A 16613-nucleotide genomic window follows, 5' to 3' on the forward strand; every position below is an offset into this window, starting at 1 on the left:
GCTATCCAATACTAATTCAAGCCCTGCACTGCATTACGCCTGTAGACTCAGGCCTGTTCGTCGATATTGCCACCTGTTTGGGGTGGATTAGCCGCTTTTGATACCACGACCATAGCCGGCCTGACCAAGCGACCGTGCAAGGTATATCCCTTCTGAATTACGGTTAATACGGTATTAGGTTCTTGCTCCGTACTTTCCTGCATGGTCATCGCCTGATGAAATTCGGGATTAAATTTTTCGCCCTGGGGATTCATCTGTTCGACGCCAAATTTCTCTACTGCAGACGCAAGCATTTTTAAGGTGAGCTCTGAACCCTCGCGAATCTTTGTGGCATCTACCTCGTTCCCCTGGAAGACTGCCAAACCCAGCTCCATACTGTCGATTACGGGGACCAGTTCATTTACAAATTTTTCCAGGGCATAGCGATGTGCATTACTAACATCTTTTTCTGCACGACGCTTGATGTTTTCCGCCTCTGCTTTGGTGCGTAAGGCAAGGTCCCAATTTTCCTGCGCCTTGGCCTCTGCCGCAGCCAAAGCCTCCTTAAGAGATGCAAGGGTGTCCTCGCCTTGTGGGGAAACGGCCTCCTGTTCGTCCACCTCAGCCTCTGGATTGGCCATTTCTTCTTTCATATCAGTCATTTAGCTCTCCACTCAAGGTAAAATCCGATGAATTAAAGGTGATTGTCCTCTATATAAGGGTTGATTACTTAAATTCCAATGCGGAACCAAGCAATTTCGCGGTGATATCTACAACGGAGATCACGCGGTCATAATTCATGCGCGTAGGACCGATAACGCCGAGCACACCGACAGTCTCGCCTTCTACTTTATAAGGAGACGAAATAATGCTGCATCCCTCTAATTGATTTACACCGCATTCGGAACCGATAAAGATCTGTACTCCCTGAGATACCAGACACTGATCAAGCACCTCAAGTATGGTCTGCTTTTGCTTAAAGGTATCGAAGACTTTGCGTAACTGCTCAGTATCAGTAAGCTCTTGAAATCCTAGCAGATTCGTTTTCCCCGCCATTACCAGGTCTTCCGTGTCTCCGTCTGGAAACAGCTTATCCGCCATCTCGACCATATCTGTCATCAAGTCGTTCACGTCCTGGCGGGCCTGGTTCAGATCGGTTAACAGATTTCGGCGCACTTCACTAATCTCGCGTCCCCCAAAAACGGAGTTGAGATAATTGGCGATTTTTTGCAGCTCACTCTGAGTATACGAACGGCGCAGATGCAGAATCCGATTCTCCACCTCGCAATCATTAATAACAACGATAGCCAATACCCGGTTTTCGCTCAGGGGTAGAAACTCGATCTGGCGCAAGGCCTTGTGGGTGCGACGCGGCAACATGACCAGACTGGTCATTCGAGTGACTTCAGAGAGAATATCTGAGGCCGTGGAAACAATTTGCTTGTGGCTGCCCTCTGATTTAATCATGCGCTGGATGGTCTGGACCTCCTTTTTGCGCATGGGAGCCACCTTTACCAGGGAATCGACAAACACACGATAACCCTTGTTTGTCGGTATACGCCCTGCAGAGGTATGTGGCGAGGCGATCAAACCCATATCCTCAAGATCGGCAAGCACATTACGAATAGTGGCTGGGCTCAACTCCAGTCCGGATGCACTGGCGAGCGTACGCGAACCTACAGGCTGCCCTCCCTCAATATATTTCTCGATAAGGGATTTAAGCAGTATCTGGGCACGTTCACTTAATTGAGTGTGCTCTGTCGCTGATTTCTGTGCCGCCATAACAACCATTTAGACAAGACTTAGCCAACTTTATTAGCACTCAACAAGCAAGAGTGCTGCCGGTCGGGACGCTATCAATTCGATGTGAGACTGTCAAGTTTGAAGCAATATTGGCGAGCTATAGTAAACGTGCTAACTTGTTGTTAAATCGGGGAGAGACCATGTCACAGGATTTCAAGAAAATCGGTATTATCGGAAAATACGCGAATACGGAAATTGGTAGCCAATTATGCGCCCTTAGTGATTACCTCCTGGCGCGTGGCTGCGAGGTCCACATAGACCAAGGGACGGTGGACGCCTTGCGTTCAGACTTCCCCAATGCAAACAACATCAGCCGCGAAGACATGGGGCAGCTGTGTGACCTCATTATCGTCGTAGGGGGAGATGGTACCCTTTTAAATGCCGCCCGTTCCCTGACGCGATTTAATGTACCCCTGGTCGGCATCAATCTCGGACACCTGGGCTTTCTAACCGACATCCCATGGGATCATTATCAGGATAAGCTCGACGAAATCTTCGATGGTCAATACACCGTGGAAGATCGCATGCTTCTTCAGGCCAATATCATTCGGGACGGAACCAGTATCAGCGAAAGCATTGCCTTCAATGATGTCATTGTGCACAAGTGGGAAGAGGCGCGGATGCTGGAATTCAGCACTACGATCAACGGCAAGTTTGTCAATGTCCAGCGCTCAGATGGGATAATTGTTTCGACCCCTACTGGTTCAACAGCCTACGCGCTCTCCGGCGGAGGGCCTGTTCTGAACCCAGCCCTTAAGGCAATATTGTTAGTCCCTATCTGCCCGCATACGCTGACACAACGGCCGCTAGTGGTGGATAGTGAAAGCGTGATAGAAATTACCATCAGTGAAGAGGGTCATGCTCGAGCGCAGGTAACCTGTGACGGTCAGATTAACCTTGGCGTCACCGCAGGTGATAAGATCCGCGTTAGTCAGTTTAATGGGAAGGTGACCTTGCTCCATCCACAGGATTATAATTACTACCAGATTCTGAGAACCAAACTACACTGGGGTATCCGGCTTTAACATTTATGCTACAAGAACTACAAATCCGCGATTTCGCAATCGTCGACAGACTTCAACTCCAACTCAATAACGGCATGACCGTATTTACCGGCGAAACAGGCGCTGGTAAATCCATTGCCATTGATGCACTTGGCATTGCCCTGGGAGACCGGGCGGATACCACAGTTGTTCGACAAGGGTCCAAGCGCGCTGAAATTACGGCTCGTTTTAATATCCAGTCGAATGCGAGCGCCAAACAGTGGCTCATAGAACATGAATTAGACGATGACGGCGAATGTATTCTTCGTCGCACCATCAATAGCGAAGGCGGCTCCAAAGCGTATATCAATGGTCGCCCTGCCCCGCTACAGCTTATCAAGGAACTCGCCGAGCTGTTAATTGATATCCACAGCCAGCACCAACATCAATCATTGTTACGCCCTAATGATCAACGACAATTGCTAGACAATTTTGGCCAGCACCAGGACTTGTTATCTCAGGTCTCACTTGCCTGGCAACAATGGCAAAAAACCCGAACCCGGTATGAAGAAATCCGCAGTGCCGAAAATGAGCGTCAATCTCGCGTGGATTATCTGAAGTTTCAACTAAATGAATTAGAGGAACTTGCACCACAAGCCGGCGAGTGGGAAAACCTGGAACAAGAGCACAGCGCGATGTCCAATCATGAGCGCATTGAATCAGCCATTACCGAAAGCCTCAATCTTCTGTACGAAGATAATCAGTCTATTGCCAGCCAGTTAAATCAAGCCGTCAATCTGCTCGAAGAAGTCGCGCAATTTAATTCCGGCATTCAATCCAGCGTAGAACTACTCAATAGTGCGGTTGTGCAAATTAAAGAGGCCACTAGCGATTTACGTTCAATCAGTGATGATTCCGGATGGGATGCACAACGTTTCCAGTGGCTCGAAGATCGCATAGGCGACTACATGCGTCTGGCGCGTAAGCATCACTGTTCGCCCGAGACCCTATATAGTTTCGTCGCAGAATTGCAGAATGAACTCGATTCACTGCAAGATGCGGATAGCACGCTACTAAAGCTTAATAAAGAGATTGAGTTTCTCTCGGCAGAATATCAGTCACTCGCTGCTTCCTTGAGCGAAGTACGCCAGAAGTCGGCAGCTCGACTCTCGAAAGAAGTGTCTTCATATCTTGGCAGACTCGGCATGAGTGGCGCGAAATTATCTATCGAACTAAATACCATAAACGGCAAAGGTGGTAGTCGTCATGGTAACGAGGAAGTTTCTTTTTGCGTTGCGACTAATAAGGGACAAAAGCCACAAGCCATTCAAAAGATCGCCTCCGGCGGAGAACTGTCAAGAATCAGTCTGGCCATACAAGTGGTCACAGCCAAGGTTGCACGTATACCAAGCATGGTTTTCGACGAGGTCGATGTAGGCATAGGCGGTGGCACAGCGGAAGTCGTGGGGCAATTGCTTAGACAGCTGGGCAACAAACGCCAGGTAATCTGCATTACCCACCAGCCGCAGGTCGCCGCACAAGGCCATCACCATTACCTGGTTAAGAAAAGCTCTGGAAAATCAGAGACTTTCACGCAATTTCAGGCGCTGACTGATGAACAACGACAGCACGAAGTCGCCCGCATGCTCGGTGGTGTACAAATTACTGAAACCAGTCTCTCCCATGCCCGAGAAATGTTGGACACCGCGGGTGCCCTCTCTATCGAGGAATTATGATTACTCTGCGGGCTAATTGACGTTTTTTCCTCAACCGCCCTGCTAAGGCTGTCGATAACAATACTAATCTCCTAGTTTTAGCATGCCATGTCAGAACACCGACCAACCGTACTGTTTGTAGAAGATGCGCCCGACGTGCGTGATATCGCTCGCATCTTTTTGAACAAGTCTGGATACGACGTAGTTGAAAAAGAAGACGCTGAAAGTGCGTGGGAATATTTACAGAATAACCACCAGCACGTCGACGTGGCATTACTCGATATTCTGCTACCTGGATTCGATGGTTATGAACTCTGTAGTCGAATTAAATCCCATGATCAAATGAAAGACCTACCTGTTGTCTTTGCCTCATCGCTCACAGATTTGGAAGAAAAACTAAAAGGCTATGCCTGTGGCGGAGACGACTACGTAACTAAGCCTGTGTTATACGAAGAGTTACAGCAAAAAATTAAGCGCATTCTTCAAATTAAAAACACCACTGTTGAACTGAAACAAAGGGCTTCTGCTTCAACTAGCGCCGCACTGGAAGCGATGAATTACTCGTCTGACCTCGGCCAGATTATCTCCTTTTATAAGGCCAGTCTTGATGTACAAAACTACCAGGAACTTGCCCAAAAAGTCTTCGAAGTCACCAATAATCTCGAACTCAGAACCTGCATGACTTTTTTTGTCGAAGGCGATGCGCTTTCCTATTCATCTAACGGTAAAGTAACGCCATTGGAAATCAACATTATGGAAATGACGCGCGGGGGTAAACGATTTGTAGATTTTGGGCAACGCACCATAATTACCCACAAAAATTTTACTTTGTTGATAAAAAACATGCCTGTTGATCGCCCGTCTCGCTACGGTGTATTAAAGGATACCTTAGGTGCCTTGGGTGACGCGTTAGAGGCTCGCGTACATTCGCTACAGCAAAACAATCTCGAAAATAAACGCAATGAATTAATCAATTTTGTCCAGCTATCCACGCTGGAAGCGGAAAGTACTTTCGAGCAGATTTATACGGAAATTAACAGCGCCATGGAGACCATGAATAGCGCTGTAGAAGATGCCTTTATTAGCATCGGACTAACCGAACAACAGGAACAACATTTTCGCGATATAGTGAAGGCACTGATAGCCCAATCTGAAAGCGCGATGGCTAAAGGTGATCGGTTACTTTCAGCGTTTGATCAAATTTCAAGTGCGCTTAGGAAGAGCTTGTCCATCAAGTCCGGTTCATGAATCCTATTTCTTACTCTGACACTGCCCACAAAGGCCATATATATAAAGGCAATGATCCGTCATTTCAAATCCTGCCTGCTGCGCAATTTCACGCTGGCGTTTTTCGATAATTTCGTCCACAAACTCCTCAACCTTACCGCATTGCAAACATACGATATGATCGTGATGCTCGCCAGTATTGAGCTCAAAAATAGCCCTACCGTCCTCAAAACGGTGTCGACACACAATTCCGGCTTCCTCGAACTGGGTCAACACGCGGTATATTGTCGCAAGCCCAATATCTTCACCGTTTTCTTTCAATCGGGTGTAAATGTCTTCTGCACTGAAGTGTTGTTCGGTGTTTTCCTCCAGCAACTCAAGAATTTTGAGCCTGGGGGTCGTCACTTTCAAACCGACATCTTTTAGATTAGGAATTTGCATGCCAATAGCCACTTATTTGACGTTGATATTGCTGATTGGAAATTGTGGTGCGACTATACCACAAAGCATCTAATTCAGATAAAATTAGCCGTCTTCAAAATACCCTTATGGAATACAATGACTAAATCCACTCTATTGATATTCATTTTTTTATTTATCTTTTCAAGCGCTTGCACCATGCATCGCATTGATGTTCAACAAGGCAACGTCATCACCAAGGAAATGGTTGAACAGATTAAAACCGGCATGACCAAACGCCAGGTTACCTTCGTGATGGGTTCGCCTATGATACAAGATCCCTTTCACAGCGCCCGTTGGGACTATGTTTTCACCATGCAACCCGGCAATAAGCGCAAGATTGCAGAATACAAACGGGTCACACTCATTTTTGAAGATGACAAGGTGGCGAAGATTGATGTGGTGAATGTTAATTAGGTAGGTGTCCGGTATTGACTTCGTGTTTGCTGATAACTGCAATTAACAGATAGCAAACCTACTATATAAACTAACATGATGGGCTTCATTTCACGCGTATAATTTGACCGGACCGGAAGACATCAAAGATTTTCTGTTTCTTTTTCTTCTTCTCCCCGGTAATTCGCGATAGTCAGTCCCTTTGCGCTTTTCTTCTGCACTCCCACCAGGTTTTCAAGAAACATTAAATAAGGATATTGAATTTCTCGAACTATAGACCGGTGTGTTTAGTCAGTTCGGAAGCCCGAAATTGGAACAATCATCAGTAGTAAATATATCGGTCGAAATGAAGTGTCGTTAGACGGTTTTGCCATTTTATAGGTACTACTAGGCGACTCCTTTAAAAGTCATTTTGACACAAACAGTTGAATACTCGATACTTGGTAATCGTGTGAACAATGTTAGTTATAGATTGCAGATTTGGTAAATTCGGAGCCTACATTCCATGGAACTCATAAACCCTGACATTGAAAAAGATCTGGCTATAGAAAAACCGTTGAAAATTGAGCTTGGAAGCGCTGGCAAATATCGCGAGGGCTACTATGGCCTCGACCATCTCAAAATGGACGGTGTAGACATCGTCGCAGACTTAAATAAACCATTGGAGAAAATTCCAGAGAATTCTGTTAGTCATATCTATAGTCGCCATGCATTGGAACATGTAATTGAGTTTCTACCATTAATGAAAGAATTGCATCGGATAGCACGGTCTGGATGTATTTTAAATATTGTTGTTCCTCATTTTTCCAATCCATACTACTACTCAGATCCAACTCACGTGCGTTTCTTTGGGTTATATACAATGAACTATTTTGTATCTCCTGAAAAACAGCCTTTCCCAAAACGACTCGTTCCCGCGTTCTATACGGATACTCGTTACGAAATTGATACAATAAAGATTTCATTTTATCGAATGAACATTTTTGACCGAGTTACCGTCCCACTTCTTCGAAAAATTGTGAATCTGAATTTTGCGATGCAAGATTTCTATGAACGCCGTCTGTGCCGACTCTTCCCTGCATCCGAGATTTCCTATACGCTCAGAGTCGCAAAATAGTAAAATATTTCACTTGAATAATAACTATTCCGTATATTTTTAATCCTAATGCAATATTATGGCTCAGTTTTTGTAATCACACTCTTTAAGCCGACTTTATTAACTCTAAATATGAACTACATAACGCAATTTTCTAGCTCAACACTCTTACAATGAAAGACCAAAAAAAGAAAATACTTGTCTGTATTGACAAGATACACAATCTTAATAGCGGACTAGGTCGGGTGTCTATTGAATATGCAATGGAACTGATTAACAACAACGAGTATGATTATACCTTTCTTGTACCGAAGAACTATCCAGAGAACGACTTCTTTGGGCACGGCATAGTGAGACTTACGGCATGGAAACGCCAGTTTTCTGGTTACATGAAAGAATTCGATCTCGTTCATTTGCTGTACCAATCACCGAGTTATAGTTTTCGTCATGCGCAAAAGTCGCTAATGACGGTACACGACATAAACTTCATGCATGTCAAAAATACTGGAAAACGGTTAAAATATAAGCGAAAAATGCAGCAGATTATTGATGCCGTTGATTCGCTCTGTTTTATATCTGAATTCGCCAAAAACGATACAAATAGTAATCTTAACTTTGATAGATCAAAAAGACAGCGCGTCATTTACAACGGAGTTACCGATTCCTGTATCACCACTTCTAAACCTGCCTGGTGTCCAGTCAATTTTCTATTTTCAATCGGCATTTTCACAGTCAAAAAGAATTTTCACACCTTAATACCACTCTTAAAGAGCCTACCTGATACATATACTTTAGTTATTGCTGGTGATTGCAATACTGCTTATGGCAATCAAATCAAAAAAGATATAGCCGACTCCGGACTCGATAAGCGCGTAATTCTTCCTGGAATGATCTCTGAGGAAGAAAAGAACTATCTGTATACACATTGCGAAGCGTTTTTATTCCCATCAATAGCCGAGGGTTTTGGTTTACCTGTTATAGAGGCTATGAAATGTGGAAAGCCGGTTTTTTGCTCTGACCGCACCAGCCTAAAAGAAATCGGGAATGAGTATGCCTATTTCTGGAAAAACTTCGAACCCAGTGAAATGCGAGAAATATTCGCAAAAGGTATGGCTGACTTCGACAACATAAAGGCCGAAAAGGAAATCAAATATGCCAACTCATTTACATGGAAAAAGAACGTTGATCGCTACGTCGAACTCTATAAAGAATTAATTAATGAGTAAGTTTAAAAATATCGTCATATGTTGCCCCGGAGACGTGCTGATTAGCGGCGGTGTCAACAGCCTTCACAATCTGTGCAGAACACTATCGCTTATTGGTTACGATGCATCCATGTATTACCTCAATCCTAAAGAAGAAATCATACAAAGTGATTACTATTTGGCCTATAAAGTCAAAAGATGCACAGATTTAGCTGACGACCCTGAAACACTTTTTGTTGTACCCGAGACCCTGGTACCGTTTTTGTTGCAGTTTCACCATGCTGGAAAGATGATTTATTGGCTCGGCTTGTTGTTCTACTTTAAAACGCCAAGCTGGAGCCCCCCTTTCAATATTAAGTTTTTCAGAACTTTCATAAAGTGTAAATCGTATTTTGGCTATTCTTCAGGGGCCATAGAAAACATGCAGCGAAAATTGAACGAGTATGCCAAGTCACATCTCGACATATGGAATGGGGAAGTATTTCACCTTAGTAATTCTTATTTTGTCGGCGATTACTGCCGCGAAAAAGGCGCAAAGACCTGGGTTCTTCACAACCCAATTCGGGACGAGTTTTACACCGAGCAAGTTCTTCCACTAAGAGAGAAACTGATACTATTCGGGCCACACACCCAACCGGCCTGGATAAGTAGAGCTAAACGCCTTCTACCTGGCTTTCAGATTATAAAGTTGAGGAAACTCCCTTCATCCACTGTTTTCGACCTTATGTCCAAAGCAATGGTATTCGTAGAGATTGGGATTTTTTCTGGAAGAGATAGAATGCCGCGAGAAGCGGCCATGCGTGGCTGTGTTGTGTTAGTCAACAACCGGGGTACTGCTGGCAACGACAAAGACTACTTACTCGAGTCTAATTACAGAATAGATGAAAATAAAGTTGACCAAATATTGGAAACACTATCGGTTATCGTGAATAACTATAACACTCATTTTGAAAAACAGTCATCATTCAGAAACAGTTTGATATCGGAAAGAAATAATTTCAGGATCAACACTGACAACATTTTTTCCTCATTGTTGAAAATACGTGATCCCAATGAAAGCAGAAAGCATGAACAATAGAAATATTAAATTAGGACTATTTTTCACTAATACCAACAGGGACTATAACAAGAGTGCTGCATCGACCTGGATACGAATATGGCAGATGATCGATCCATACAAGGCTCTTGGTGTCGAAGTCAGTTTCAACAACTTTTTCAAGAAATACGACGTCGCCATCGTATACAGAAAGTCCAAGCCAAAATACTATTACATTCTTAAGTATCTAAAACTCATCAGTAAAACAGTCTATTTTGACACCTGTATTAATTTGTTCGAAAAAAGTTGGGAGATTTCCGATGAAAGGTTGGAATATGCCCACAAGATCGCGAAAACAGCAGATGGCATCATCTGTGCCTCGAGCCAGATTGCGCGTTTTTCGGCTCCATACGCGAATAGCGTTTACACAATGGAAGATCCTATAAATTTAGACCACTTTTCCACACTGAAGGGAGATATCAATTTTGATAAGCCACTTTTTGGCTGGTCAGGTGTCGCGCAAAAATCGGTATTTCTGAATCGTTACGCAAGCGAAATAGACAAACGTATACACCTGATTACCGACAATACCATAACAGATGAACAACTTGAGTTTGAATATATTTACACCCAGTGGCGATACGAAACATTTCCGAAAGAACTCATCAAATGCGATATTGCGCTCTTACCAAGAGATCTAAATTCTTCCTACAATTTAGGACATAGTGCATTTAAGGCTTTAGTCTTTGCCGTCTTAGGCATCCCAATTATCGCCGATAAAATTCCTTCATATATCGACCTGACACAGTACTATGACGGCATTGTATTTTTAGATGACTATGATAATAGTATAGAAAAATGCATCGAAGCTCTCAGATTACGCAGCCTCGATACAACGAAGGTCAGAAAACACTATTCGCTTGAGAACCAGGCTAAAATGCAGGTTGAATATTTTCTTCAACGGTTGAACCATTAATGGAGAGACAGTATCAACTACAGAATTTGAGATATTTTTCTTGCTGATATTTAAAGCTCCACTTTTCGTTAGTGTATGCATTTACAGGTGGCGTCACCTTTCCCTGGCTTATCTGAGTCAGAACATCGATAATACTATCGCTTCGATAAAATACCGAATTTTCACAAAAATCTTTAAATTCTCTAAACTTCTCATGGCTCAGCATAGGAATATTGTAGGCATACGCCAGATTGAACGCACCTGAAATCTTGATTCTCAAGAATTCATCAAAGTCACTTTGTACAGGATGGATTGCTGGCATAATATAGTCACTATTCTTGATATAAGAATGAAACAAATCATCATCAATATAGTAGTCAAACGCCCTGATCACATGACTCATATTGTTCTCGTTTATCCAGTCGAGTATCTCTAATCCTCGCCCCGACTCTCTCTTGCATCTTCCCAGGACAATAATCTTGAGTTTTGAAGGATAACTTTCTGCATTTAGAATAGCATCGAATATACCCGGATAGTCCTTTCTGTGTGATAGCACTTCGCCTGGGATAGTTACCCATATTTCATTTTTAGGTTTATGCAAATCTATATCTCTATATGATGGATAGAATATCGGATAAAATGACTCGAGACTAAGATTGGGAAGTGAACCTTTCTGTGACTCTTCTAAATCGTCGCTTAGCACAAAGTAATTTTTAATTTTCCTCGAAATCATCTTTTGAGAAAACCCGGAGCGAAGTTTATTTACGTTGTGGGCTATGCCGACAAATTTTATTTCCTTTGGATATGGCAGCAAACACAATGATCGAACGATATTTCCATGAGCAGTATTGAATATTACGCTGCGGGGCTTAAGTGATACAATTTTACTTCTCACCTTCAACAAGTCTGTCCAACGATGATCATCAAAATCGTAATAGGTATAACTATCAAATCCAAACGCCTCTACCCTGGACTTAAGCCTAATATCCCCAATGAAATGCACCTGGTTTCCGGCTTCTTTCAGAAAGAGCACTTGGGAGTATATGCATTCCGCATGTGAGGATGTTTCAACAATTATATAATTTGGCATGAGCAGTTTTTTAATCGGCCGAATTCTAGCTAGCAAAAATAGCAGACTGCGTGATTTTTATCAAAATTATTTCACCCATTCAAATATAATTACATGGCGTAAACGTTTACATTACCCATCTCAATATTTTCTCTATCTCTACTTATTTTTTGCACATTGACCACTTTGCACCACTTTGAGTTGTAAAATATTTATTTCGAACTAAAATCATCAATAGACTCCAATTATAATTGAATTTTTTGACTTTTTTTCTCTAAATACTTTTCATGATATTAAAACCTTTTCTCTCGTAGTTTCAAATAAGGCATTCACTTTTTAAATAATCACATACTCAATTTGCAATCAATTATTTTTAGACCACATAATCTCGCTTCAGTTATAATTCACTTCGTCAGAAATTATTATTGACGAATTTCCTTCTACTTATTAAGCTACCAAAACTCTAGCCATTCCCCTGACGTTTTGACATCTTTCTAGAAAAGTACTTTATTGCGAACAGTTCTAACTCCGAATGTATTAGCCACTTTCATCCGCCATCTTTGTAGTTTCTCCATTGAAAACCAAGAGCTAACAAGTGCGCGCACATCTTGTCCATATAGAAGTCCGTTGACTAGCCACAAAACAGAAAAACCGCTATTATTTGCCAAATTCAAATAATTATTACCAATACCCGGACGTCACATGAAACAACAAAAACGATCACACCTTCTCGCTATACTTATAAGTTTGGTTTTAATGACTATTTTCTGCCTCCCAAATAATGCATATTCAAGTGATACCGGCAGTTTTGGTCTACGCCCTGTACTTGGCTACTCCGTTGGACAGGATAAGGTCCTCATCTCGGATTATATCCTCATCAACGGAGAGACAAGCCAAGAAACCAGTGGAAGTAGCTATTTGGATAACGGTGGGGGACTTCTGTTTGGGGTTGACCTTACCTACACACTGGACCAGCACTCTCGCCTTGGCATGGGGTTTCGGGCTAAGGGTAATTTTGAAAATCCTGAACTGAGCTATCTTGACGCTACATTTTCGACAAACATGCTACATATCATGTATATCTATCAGCATAGAATGGGCGGAATTGACGTGATCGCTGGAATTGGCGCTACTTATCATACGGGCACAAAATTCAGCATGAAACACGAAGAAAATAGTAGTGCTGATTTTGCAGTTAACTATTTGGATACCATCGCACCAATGTTCGACATCGCATTGGAAAAAATAACACGTGAAGGTGTCGCCTTGTATCTCGGTGTACGAGCTCATCTGGTTACTTACAAAGGAAAAGATGTTTTGATTGAAGGCATAGACACGTCTGGATATACAGCCAAGGAAATTGTCGGCAATAGTCTCGACTTTAGTTTTGGTGCTACCTGGTATTTCTAGACATATCCTCGATTCAACCGGCAAATCTACAAGATTGTAGTCAAGTACATGTTTATTAACTAAAGTGGAAAATGAATGACAGCAAAATTTCTTGTTTTATCAATCGTAGCGCTTATTTTCACGCCCGCGACATATGCATCATACAAAACAGAACTACCAGAACAATATAAAAAGGAAGCCGTGTATATTCAAATGGGCTTCGGGGGTCCCTATATAGTTCGAGATGAAAACGAGTATGACGCCGGGATGTTTTATGGAAACATCAAAGAGTTTGTTAAGTCATCTCCCGAATCCGTAGAGTTAGTGGACCGAGGTAACATTAAACAAAAAGTGGGTATCTCTATTGGAGTGGGATCGATTATAGCGGGATTTCTAGCAGCCCAGGCGACTGGCGGTATTTCTTCGCTCGTCGGTCTCGGAATATATTTCTGGGGAATCCTCTATGCGGTAGACGGGGTAAATGAAGTTAACAAGGGCATCTGGATACATAATGGCTATGTTATGAAAAATCAAATACAAGACCGCTCAAATTAGCAACTGGTATTCACGAAGTCTCAGAAAATGCGAATTGTAAACACATACATCAATTCTCTGCAATGCCCATTTTATTTTTCTTTACAGATGAGCTGTAGAATTTTAAGTCTGGTACCGCCGTAATATCCGGCGTCTGCAACGGAAGATGCTGCCGCCAAACCTGATACACAAGGCAACGTGGGATATCAATCACAACTGTGTCCATCAACATTGGAGTAGCGATTTCCCTGCCTATCTCTAAACTCAAATTGTTACCCGGTAATTGGATAGTTGTTATAGCTACTGCCGCCGACATGCCACGCAATTCAATGCTCTGCCCAGAAAAACTCCCTAGAGGTGCCTGTTGATCAACTGGTGCACTATTGTAATAAGCAAAGTTGAAATCCGTGGCTAACTCGGGAGATCGGGTTTCTTGCCAGTGTTTGTCATAGGTTCCGAGATAAGCTGTTCGTGATCGATGGCTAGCACCCAGGAAGCCCAAGCCTGCCACACGCGTATTCTTATTGATACTGTACGCTTCATCGTCGGCGTAGAAAATTCTTGGTAGCGAATTGCCGGCAACTTTTTTTCCAGCGAAGAGTTTCGATATGTAGGCACACCCATGGGGATTGTCCGGATGCGGAATGCTGCTATGACGATCGAGTCCGCCAAAAGCATATTCATATCGTAGCGGCACTTGCGCGAATTTTTGTGGGCGACTGGCGGATGTTGTTAACAATCCTTCTATCCAGTGTCGCTCACCCAATACCTGCAAAGACTTGTTAATCGCTCCACCGCGCAGAGAAACATTCATCGACGTTATTGCCCTGTTCGCAGGCGCATGGGCATCGGCGATCACAACGACATCAATATTTGGTTTGTATGGCACCATGTCAGATGCATAACGAATACTGTTTGCTGGGTCGTCTTCGTAATACTGATCAGTGAAAAATATCGGTGTAGGGTATTCTTGAATCGCTTCCAGGCCATGTGGCTGTATACGCCAGCTCTTCTTTGCAACGACCACTGCGCGCCATGAATTATCAGGCCATCGAAACGGAAATACCTGTGACACGATAGCCTTATCAACGTCGATTGTTAGCACAGACATCCTGGCGCACCGTTTCCTACTCCACCAAGCACCGGTCCAACTGGAACGAACGGTGGCGCAAATGTTGGTATTGGACCAGTCCCGAGTACGTTTTGGACCATCGTAGTGGACTTGAAGGTCAGTAACTGCAATTCAAACGCCTTGCAGATAGCATCGAATAATTCCTTGGCGTGTAAAGCCTGTGGATCCCCAAGATTTGCAAGCATGCTGGATTTCAAGGTACTCGCACTTAAACCGGCGTCACCTGCCGATGAAAACATCAACAAAGGCACGGGTACGTTCGGAGTCGGTGGCGCCATCGGTCCGGGAAAAGCGGCGAAAGACGGATACATCAAGTTGCCCATCAATCCCGCGTGCCAGGCCTGCCAGGCGCTGCCGATAGCGTTGGCTATCGCTACCGAATATTTGAGTTCAAACGCAGTGGCTTGCGGTGCTTTTGCAAGTATCAGTGGTGCCAAGGGCGGACCTAAAACATTGCCTGGCATTAACATCCCGCTCGGACCGTTTATGACTGCGCCTGCAATCGTGGTCATTTTCATCCACTGATCTATAGCACTACAAATTGCTGAAATACTGGCATCGATAAACGTCTCGAATTTTTTTCCGATATCTGCCGCCGCATCGACGTGATATTTATTTAGCGTCGCCTGGGCAAAAAGATTGGTGGGAGAATTGGGCGACACACTACGTTCTGATGCAGCAAACGCATCGCAAAACTGCTCGCCTGGCGACTGCCAATCCATAGGTAATTGTATGCCATTGGCAGTGAAAAAGGTTTTTGCTTGCTGACTGAACAGAGATTCCTGCGGAGCTGGCATGTCAATCACCAATCAAGACATCAGTACTGCCATCGATAACATTCCCTGCTCCACCACAATGCTGCGTGGAATCTCCCAACCGTACCGCGCCGAGATTATTGATCAAGACGCTACCGCTACCGGCGGTTGTCTGCCAGGTATTACTCCCACAGCACGCCGCGTGTATACCTTTGTCGCCAACTCGCAATGCGGGCATGTTATTAATCAATACATCCGCTGAACCGACAACTGCCGGCCCAGTGACCGGGTGTGCACAAGCTGGACAACCATGCACATCGGCTGGGGCATGGGATTTGTCTCCGAGACGTGCAGCACCGGCCATTGTTAATGCAAAACCTCTTGCAGCAGGGAGCCATTGGCCAAGTGAAATCGGCGCGTAACCTTGTTTTCATCATCCTCAAGAACAATGTCATAAACGTCCTTAAAGAATGTCTCCAGTTCCGGCGTGGTACAACTGGGAAGATAAACATTTAAAGTCCGCGGATCATAGAATCGAAACATCACCTGTCGACCATCGGGTAACTCCGCTCGCAATAGCTCGCGCAGATTGCGACGCAACTGTTTTTCATTTAATACAGAACGAAAAAATATACCCCAGTTCTTTTGTTTAGCATGTTTGAGCACCCATTCGGTAAAGCCATTTTGAGCATCCAGGGCAATGAGATATGGCGCTACCTCAGCCATATCAGGAGTGAGCTTTCCGCGCAAAAGACAAACGTGTCGCGGGCGAAATTGAAATAGTCGATCGAGTAGACCGGGTATCGAGGCGCCATCAAGAACAGCAAAGACATTCACCGGTGTTGTATCAAATAGGACAGATTTTAACTGACTCATATTG

Annotated in this window: 18 protein-coding genes; 10 read left to right on the plus strand and 8 right to left on the minus strand. The window is 43.8% G+C overall.

The genetic code is table 11. The features are described 5' to 3' along the window. Nucleotides 1-47: 47 nt before the first annotated feature. The gene (gene grpE / locus OEZ43_14720) at nucleotides 48-641 is read right to left on the minus strand and encodes a nucleotide exchange factor GrpE (GenBank protein ID MDH5546843.1); all 594 of its coding nucleotides are present in this window, start codon (nucleotides 639-641) and stop codon (nucleotides 48-50) included. A 64-nt stretch (nucleotides 642-705) separates the two neighbouring features. Further along, nucleotides 706-1761: a heat-inducible transcriptional repressor HrcA gene (hrcA, locus tag OEZ43_14725; protein MDH5546844.1), complete on the minus strand. Its 1056-nt coding sequence runs from the start codon at nucleotides 1759-1761 to the stop codon at nucleotides 706-708. Between the two features lie 161 nt (nucleotides 1762-1922). On the opposite strand from hrcA, the gene OEZ43_14730 reads away from it, so the two are divergent. From OEZ43_14730 to OEZ43_14740, 3 genes are all read left to right on the plus strand, one after another. Beyond that, a complete protein-coding gene (locus OEZ43_14730) occupies nucleotides 1923-2807 on the plus strand; it encodes an NAD(+) kinase (GenBank protein MDH5546845.1) in 885 nt (294 codons plus the stop codon). A gap of 5 nt (nucleotides 2808-2812) precedes the next feature. Further along, entirely contained in the window at nucleotides 2813-4501 is a 1689-nt protein-coding gene (gene recN / locus OEZ43_14735) for a DNA repair protein RecN (protein MDH5546846.1), read from the plus strand. A gap of 87 nt (nucleotides 4502-4588) precedes the next feature. Next, nucleotides 4589-5728 (plus strand): response regulator, encoded by a 1140-nt coding sequence (locus OEZ43_14740; GenBank protein ID MDH5546847.1) that lies wholly within the window; start codon nucleotides 4589-4591, stop codon nucleotides 5726-5728. A 3-nt stretch (nucleotides 5729-5731) separates the two neighbouring features. Here the strand turns inward: OEZ43_14740 and fur are convergent, their stop codons facing one another. Next, nucleotides 5732-6148: a ferric iron uptake transcriptional regulator gene (gene fur, locus OEZ43_14745; GenBank protein MDH5546848.1), complete on the minus strand. Its 417-nt coding sequence runs from the start codon at nucleotides 6146-6148 to the stop codon at nucleotides 5732-5734. A gap of 117 nt (nucleotides 6149-6265) precedes the next feature. Between fur and OEZ43_14750 the strand changes: the two genes are divergently transcribed. The 5 genes from OEZ43_14750 (at nucleotide 6266) to OEZ43_14770 (ending at nucleotide 10875) form a co-directional block, all read left to right on the plus strand. Further along, a complete protein-coding gene (locus tag OEZ43_14750; GenBank protein MDH5546849.1) occupies nucleotides 6266-6583 on the plus strand; it encodes an outer membrane protein assembly factor BamE in 318 nt (105 codons plus the stop codon). 484 nt (nucleotides 6584-7067) lie between these two features. Next, nucleotides 7068-7679, plus strand: a complete 612-nt coding sequence (locus OEZ43_14755) for a methyltransferase type 11 (protein MDH5546850.1) — start codon at nucleotides 7068-7070, stop codon at nucleotides 7677-7679. A gap of 242 nt (nucleotides 7680-7921) precedes the next feature. Then, complete coding sequence (locus tag OEZ43_14760) at nucleotides 7922-8884, plus strand: glycosyltransferase family 4 protein (protein MDH5546851.1); 963 nt, start codon at nucleotides 7922-7924, stop codon at nucleotides 8882-8884. After that, a complete protein-coding gene (locus OEZ43_14765) occupies nucleotides 8877-9941 on the plus strand; it encodes a hypothetical protein (protein MDH5546852.1) in 1065 nt (354 codons plus the stop codon). Before OEZ43_14760 ends, OEZ43_14765 begins: the two co-directional genes overlap by 8 nt. Further along, nucleotides 9931-10875: a hypothetical protein gene (locus OEZ43_14770; protein ID MDH5546853.1), complete on the plus strand. Its 945-nt coding sequence runs from the start codon at nucleotides 9931-9933 to the stop codon at nucleotides 10873-10875. The genes OEZ43_14765 and OEZ43_14770 overlap by 11 nt, the downstream gene beginning before the upstream one ends. Before the next feature lie 13 nt (nucleotides 10876-10888). Here the strand turns inward: OEZ43_14770 and OEZ43_14775 are convergent, their stop codons facing one another. Beyond that, entirely contained in the window at nucleotides 10889-11944 is a 1056-nt protein-coding gene (locus OEZ43_14775; GenBank protein ID MDH5546854.1) for a hypothetical protein, read from the minus strand. 681 nt (nucleotides 11945-12625) lie between these two features. Between OEZ43_14775 and OEZ43_14780 the strand changes: the two genes are divergently transcribed. Continuing rightward, entirely contained in the window at nucleotides 12626-13333 is a 708-nt protein-coding gene (locus tag OEZ43_14780) for a hypothetical protein (protein ID MDH5546855.1), read from the plus strand. A gap of 75 nt (nucleotides 13334-13408) precedes the next feature. Further along, nucleotides 13409-13867, plus strand: coding sequence for a hypothetical protein (locus tag OEZ43_14785; protein ID MDH5546856.1), 459 nt, complete (start codon nucleotides 13409-13411; stop codon nucleotides 13865-13867). Between the two features lie 49 nt (nucleotides 13868-13916). Here the strand turns inward: OEZ43_14785 and OEZ43_14790 are convergent, their stop codons facing one another. From OEZ43_14790 to OEZ43_14805, 4 genes are read right to left on the minus strand one after another with little or no spacing between them, the layout of a single operon-like run. Beyond that, nucleotides 13917-14957 carry a DUF2169 domain-containing protein gene (locus OEZ43_14790; protein MDH5546857.1) on the minus strand — a complete coding sequence of 347 codons (1041 nt, stop codon included), beginning with the start codon at nucleotides 14955-14957 and terminating at the stop codon, nucleotides 13917-13919. Beyond that, nucleotides 14945-15775 (minus strand): hypothetical protein, encoded by an 831-nt coding sequence (locus OEZ43_14795; protein MDH5546858.1) that lies wholly within the window; start codon nucleotides 15773-15775, stop codon nucleotides 14945-14947. The genes OEZ43_14790 and OEZ43_14795 overlap by 13 nt, the downstream gene beginning before the upstream one ends. Nucleotide 15776: 1 nt before the next feature. After that, nucleotides 15777-16097 carry a hypothetical protein gene (locus OEZ43_14800; protein ID MDH5546859.1) on the minus strand — a complete coding sequence of 107 codons (321 nt, stop codon included), beginning with the start codon at nucleotides 16095-16097 and terminating at the stop codon, nucleotides 15777-15779. 2 nt (nucleotides 16098-16099) lie between these two features. Next, on the minus strand, nucleotides 16100-16609 hold the full coding sequence (locus OEZ43_14805) for a DUF4123 domain-containing protein (protein ID MDH5546860.1): 510 nt from the start codon (nucleotides 16607-16609) through the stop codon (nucleotides 16100-16102). Nucleotides 16610-16613 lie beyond the last annotated feature (4 nt).

This window comes from Gammaproteobacteria bacterium (assembly GCA_029881255.1).
Lineage (GTDB): Bacteria > Pseudomonadota > Gammaproteobacteria > S012-40 > S012-40 > JAOUMY01.

Coding starts and splice junctions, on each gene's coding strand:
- OEZ43_14775 (MDH5546854.1), bottom strand. CDS start 11,944: ATGCCAAATTATATAATTGTTGAAACATCCTCACATGCGGAATGCATA.
- OEZ43_14805 (MDH5546860.1), bottom strand. CDS start 16,609: ATGAGTCAGTTAAAATCTGTCCTATTTGATACAACACCGGTGAATGTC.
- fur (MDH5546848.1), bottom strand. CDS start 6,148: ATGCAAATTCCTAATCTAAAAGATGTCGGTTTGAAAGTGACGACCCCC.
- OEZ43_14780 (MDH5546855.1), top strand. CDS start 12,626: ATGAAACAACAAAAACGATCACACCTTCTCGCTATACTTATAAGTTTG.
- OEZ43_14800 (MDH5546859.1), bottom strand. CDS start 16,097: ATGGCCGGTGCTGCACGTCTCGGAGACAAATCCCATGCCCCAGCCGAT.
- OEZ43_14790 (MDH5546857.1), bottom strand. CDS start 14,957: ATGTCTGTGCTAACAATCGACGTTGATAAGGCTATCGTGTCACAGGTA.
- OEZ43_14765 (MDH5546852.1), top strand. CDS start 8,877: ATGAGTAAGTTTAAAAATATCGTCATATGTTGCCCCGGAGACGTGCTG.
- OEZ43_14785 (MDH5546856.1), top strand. CDS start 13,409: ATGACAGCAAAATTTCTTGTTTTATCAATCGTAGCGCTTATTTTCACG.
- recN (MDH5546846.1), top strand. CDS start 2,813: ATGCTACAAGAACTACAAATCCGCGATTTCGCAATCGTCGACAGACTT.
- grpE (MDH5546843.1), bottom strand. CDS start 641: ATGACTGATATGAAAGAAGAAATGGCCAATCCAGAGGCTGAGGTGGAC.
- OEZ43_14730 (MDH5546845.1), top strand. CDS start 1,923: ATGTCACAGGATTTCAAGAAAATCGGTATTATCGGAAAATACGCGAAT.
- OEZ43_14740 (MDH5546847.1), top strand. CDS start 4,589: ATGTCAGAACACCGACCAACCGTACTGTTTGTAGAAGATGCGCCCGAC.
- OEZ43_14755 (MDH5546850.1), top strand. CDS start 7,068: ATGGAACTCATAAACCCTGACATTGAAAAAGATCTGGCTATAGAAAAA.
- hrcA (MDH5546844.1), bottom strand. CDS start 1,761: ATGGCGGCACAGAAATCAGCGACAGAGCACACTCAATTAAGTGAACGT.
- OEZ43_14750 (MDH5546849.1), top strand. CDS start 6,266: ATGACTAAATCCACTCTATTGATATTCATTTTTTTATTTATCTTTTCA.
- OEZ43_14795 (MDH5546858.1), bottom strand. CDS start 15,775: ATGCCAGCTCCGCAGGAATCTCTGTTCAGTCAGCAAGCAAAAACCTTT.
- OEZ43_14760 (MDH5546851.1), top strand. CDS start 7,922: ATGGAACTGATTAACAACAACGAGTATGATTATACCTTTCTTGTACCG.
- OEZ43_14770 (MDH5546853.1), top strand. CDS start 9,931: ATGAACAATAGAAATATTAAATTAGGACTATTTTTCACTAATACCAAC.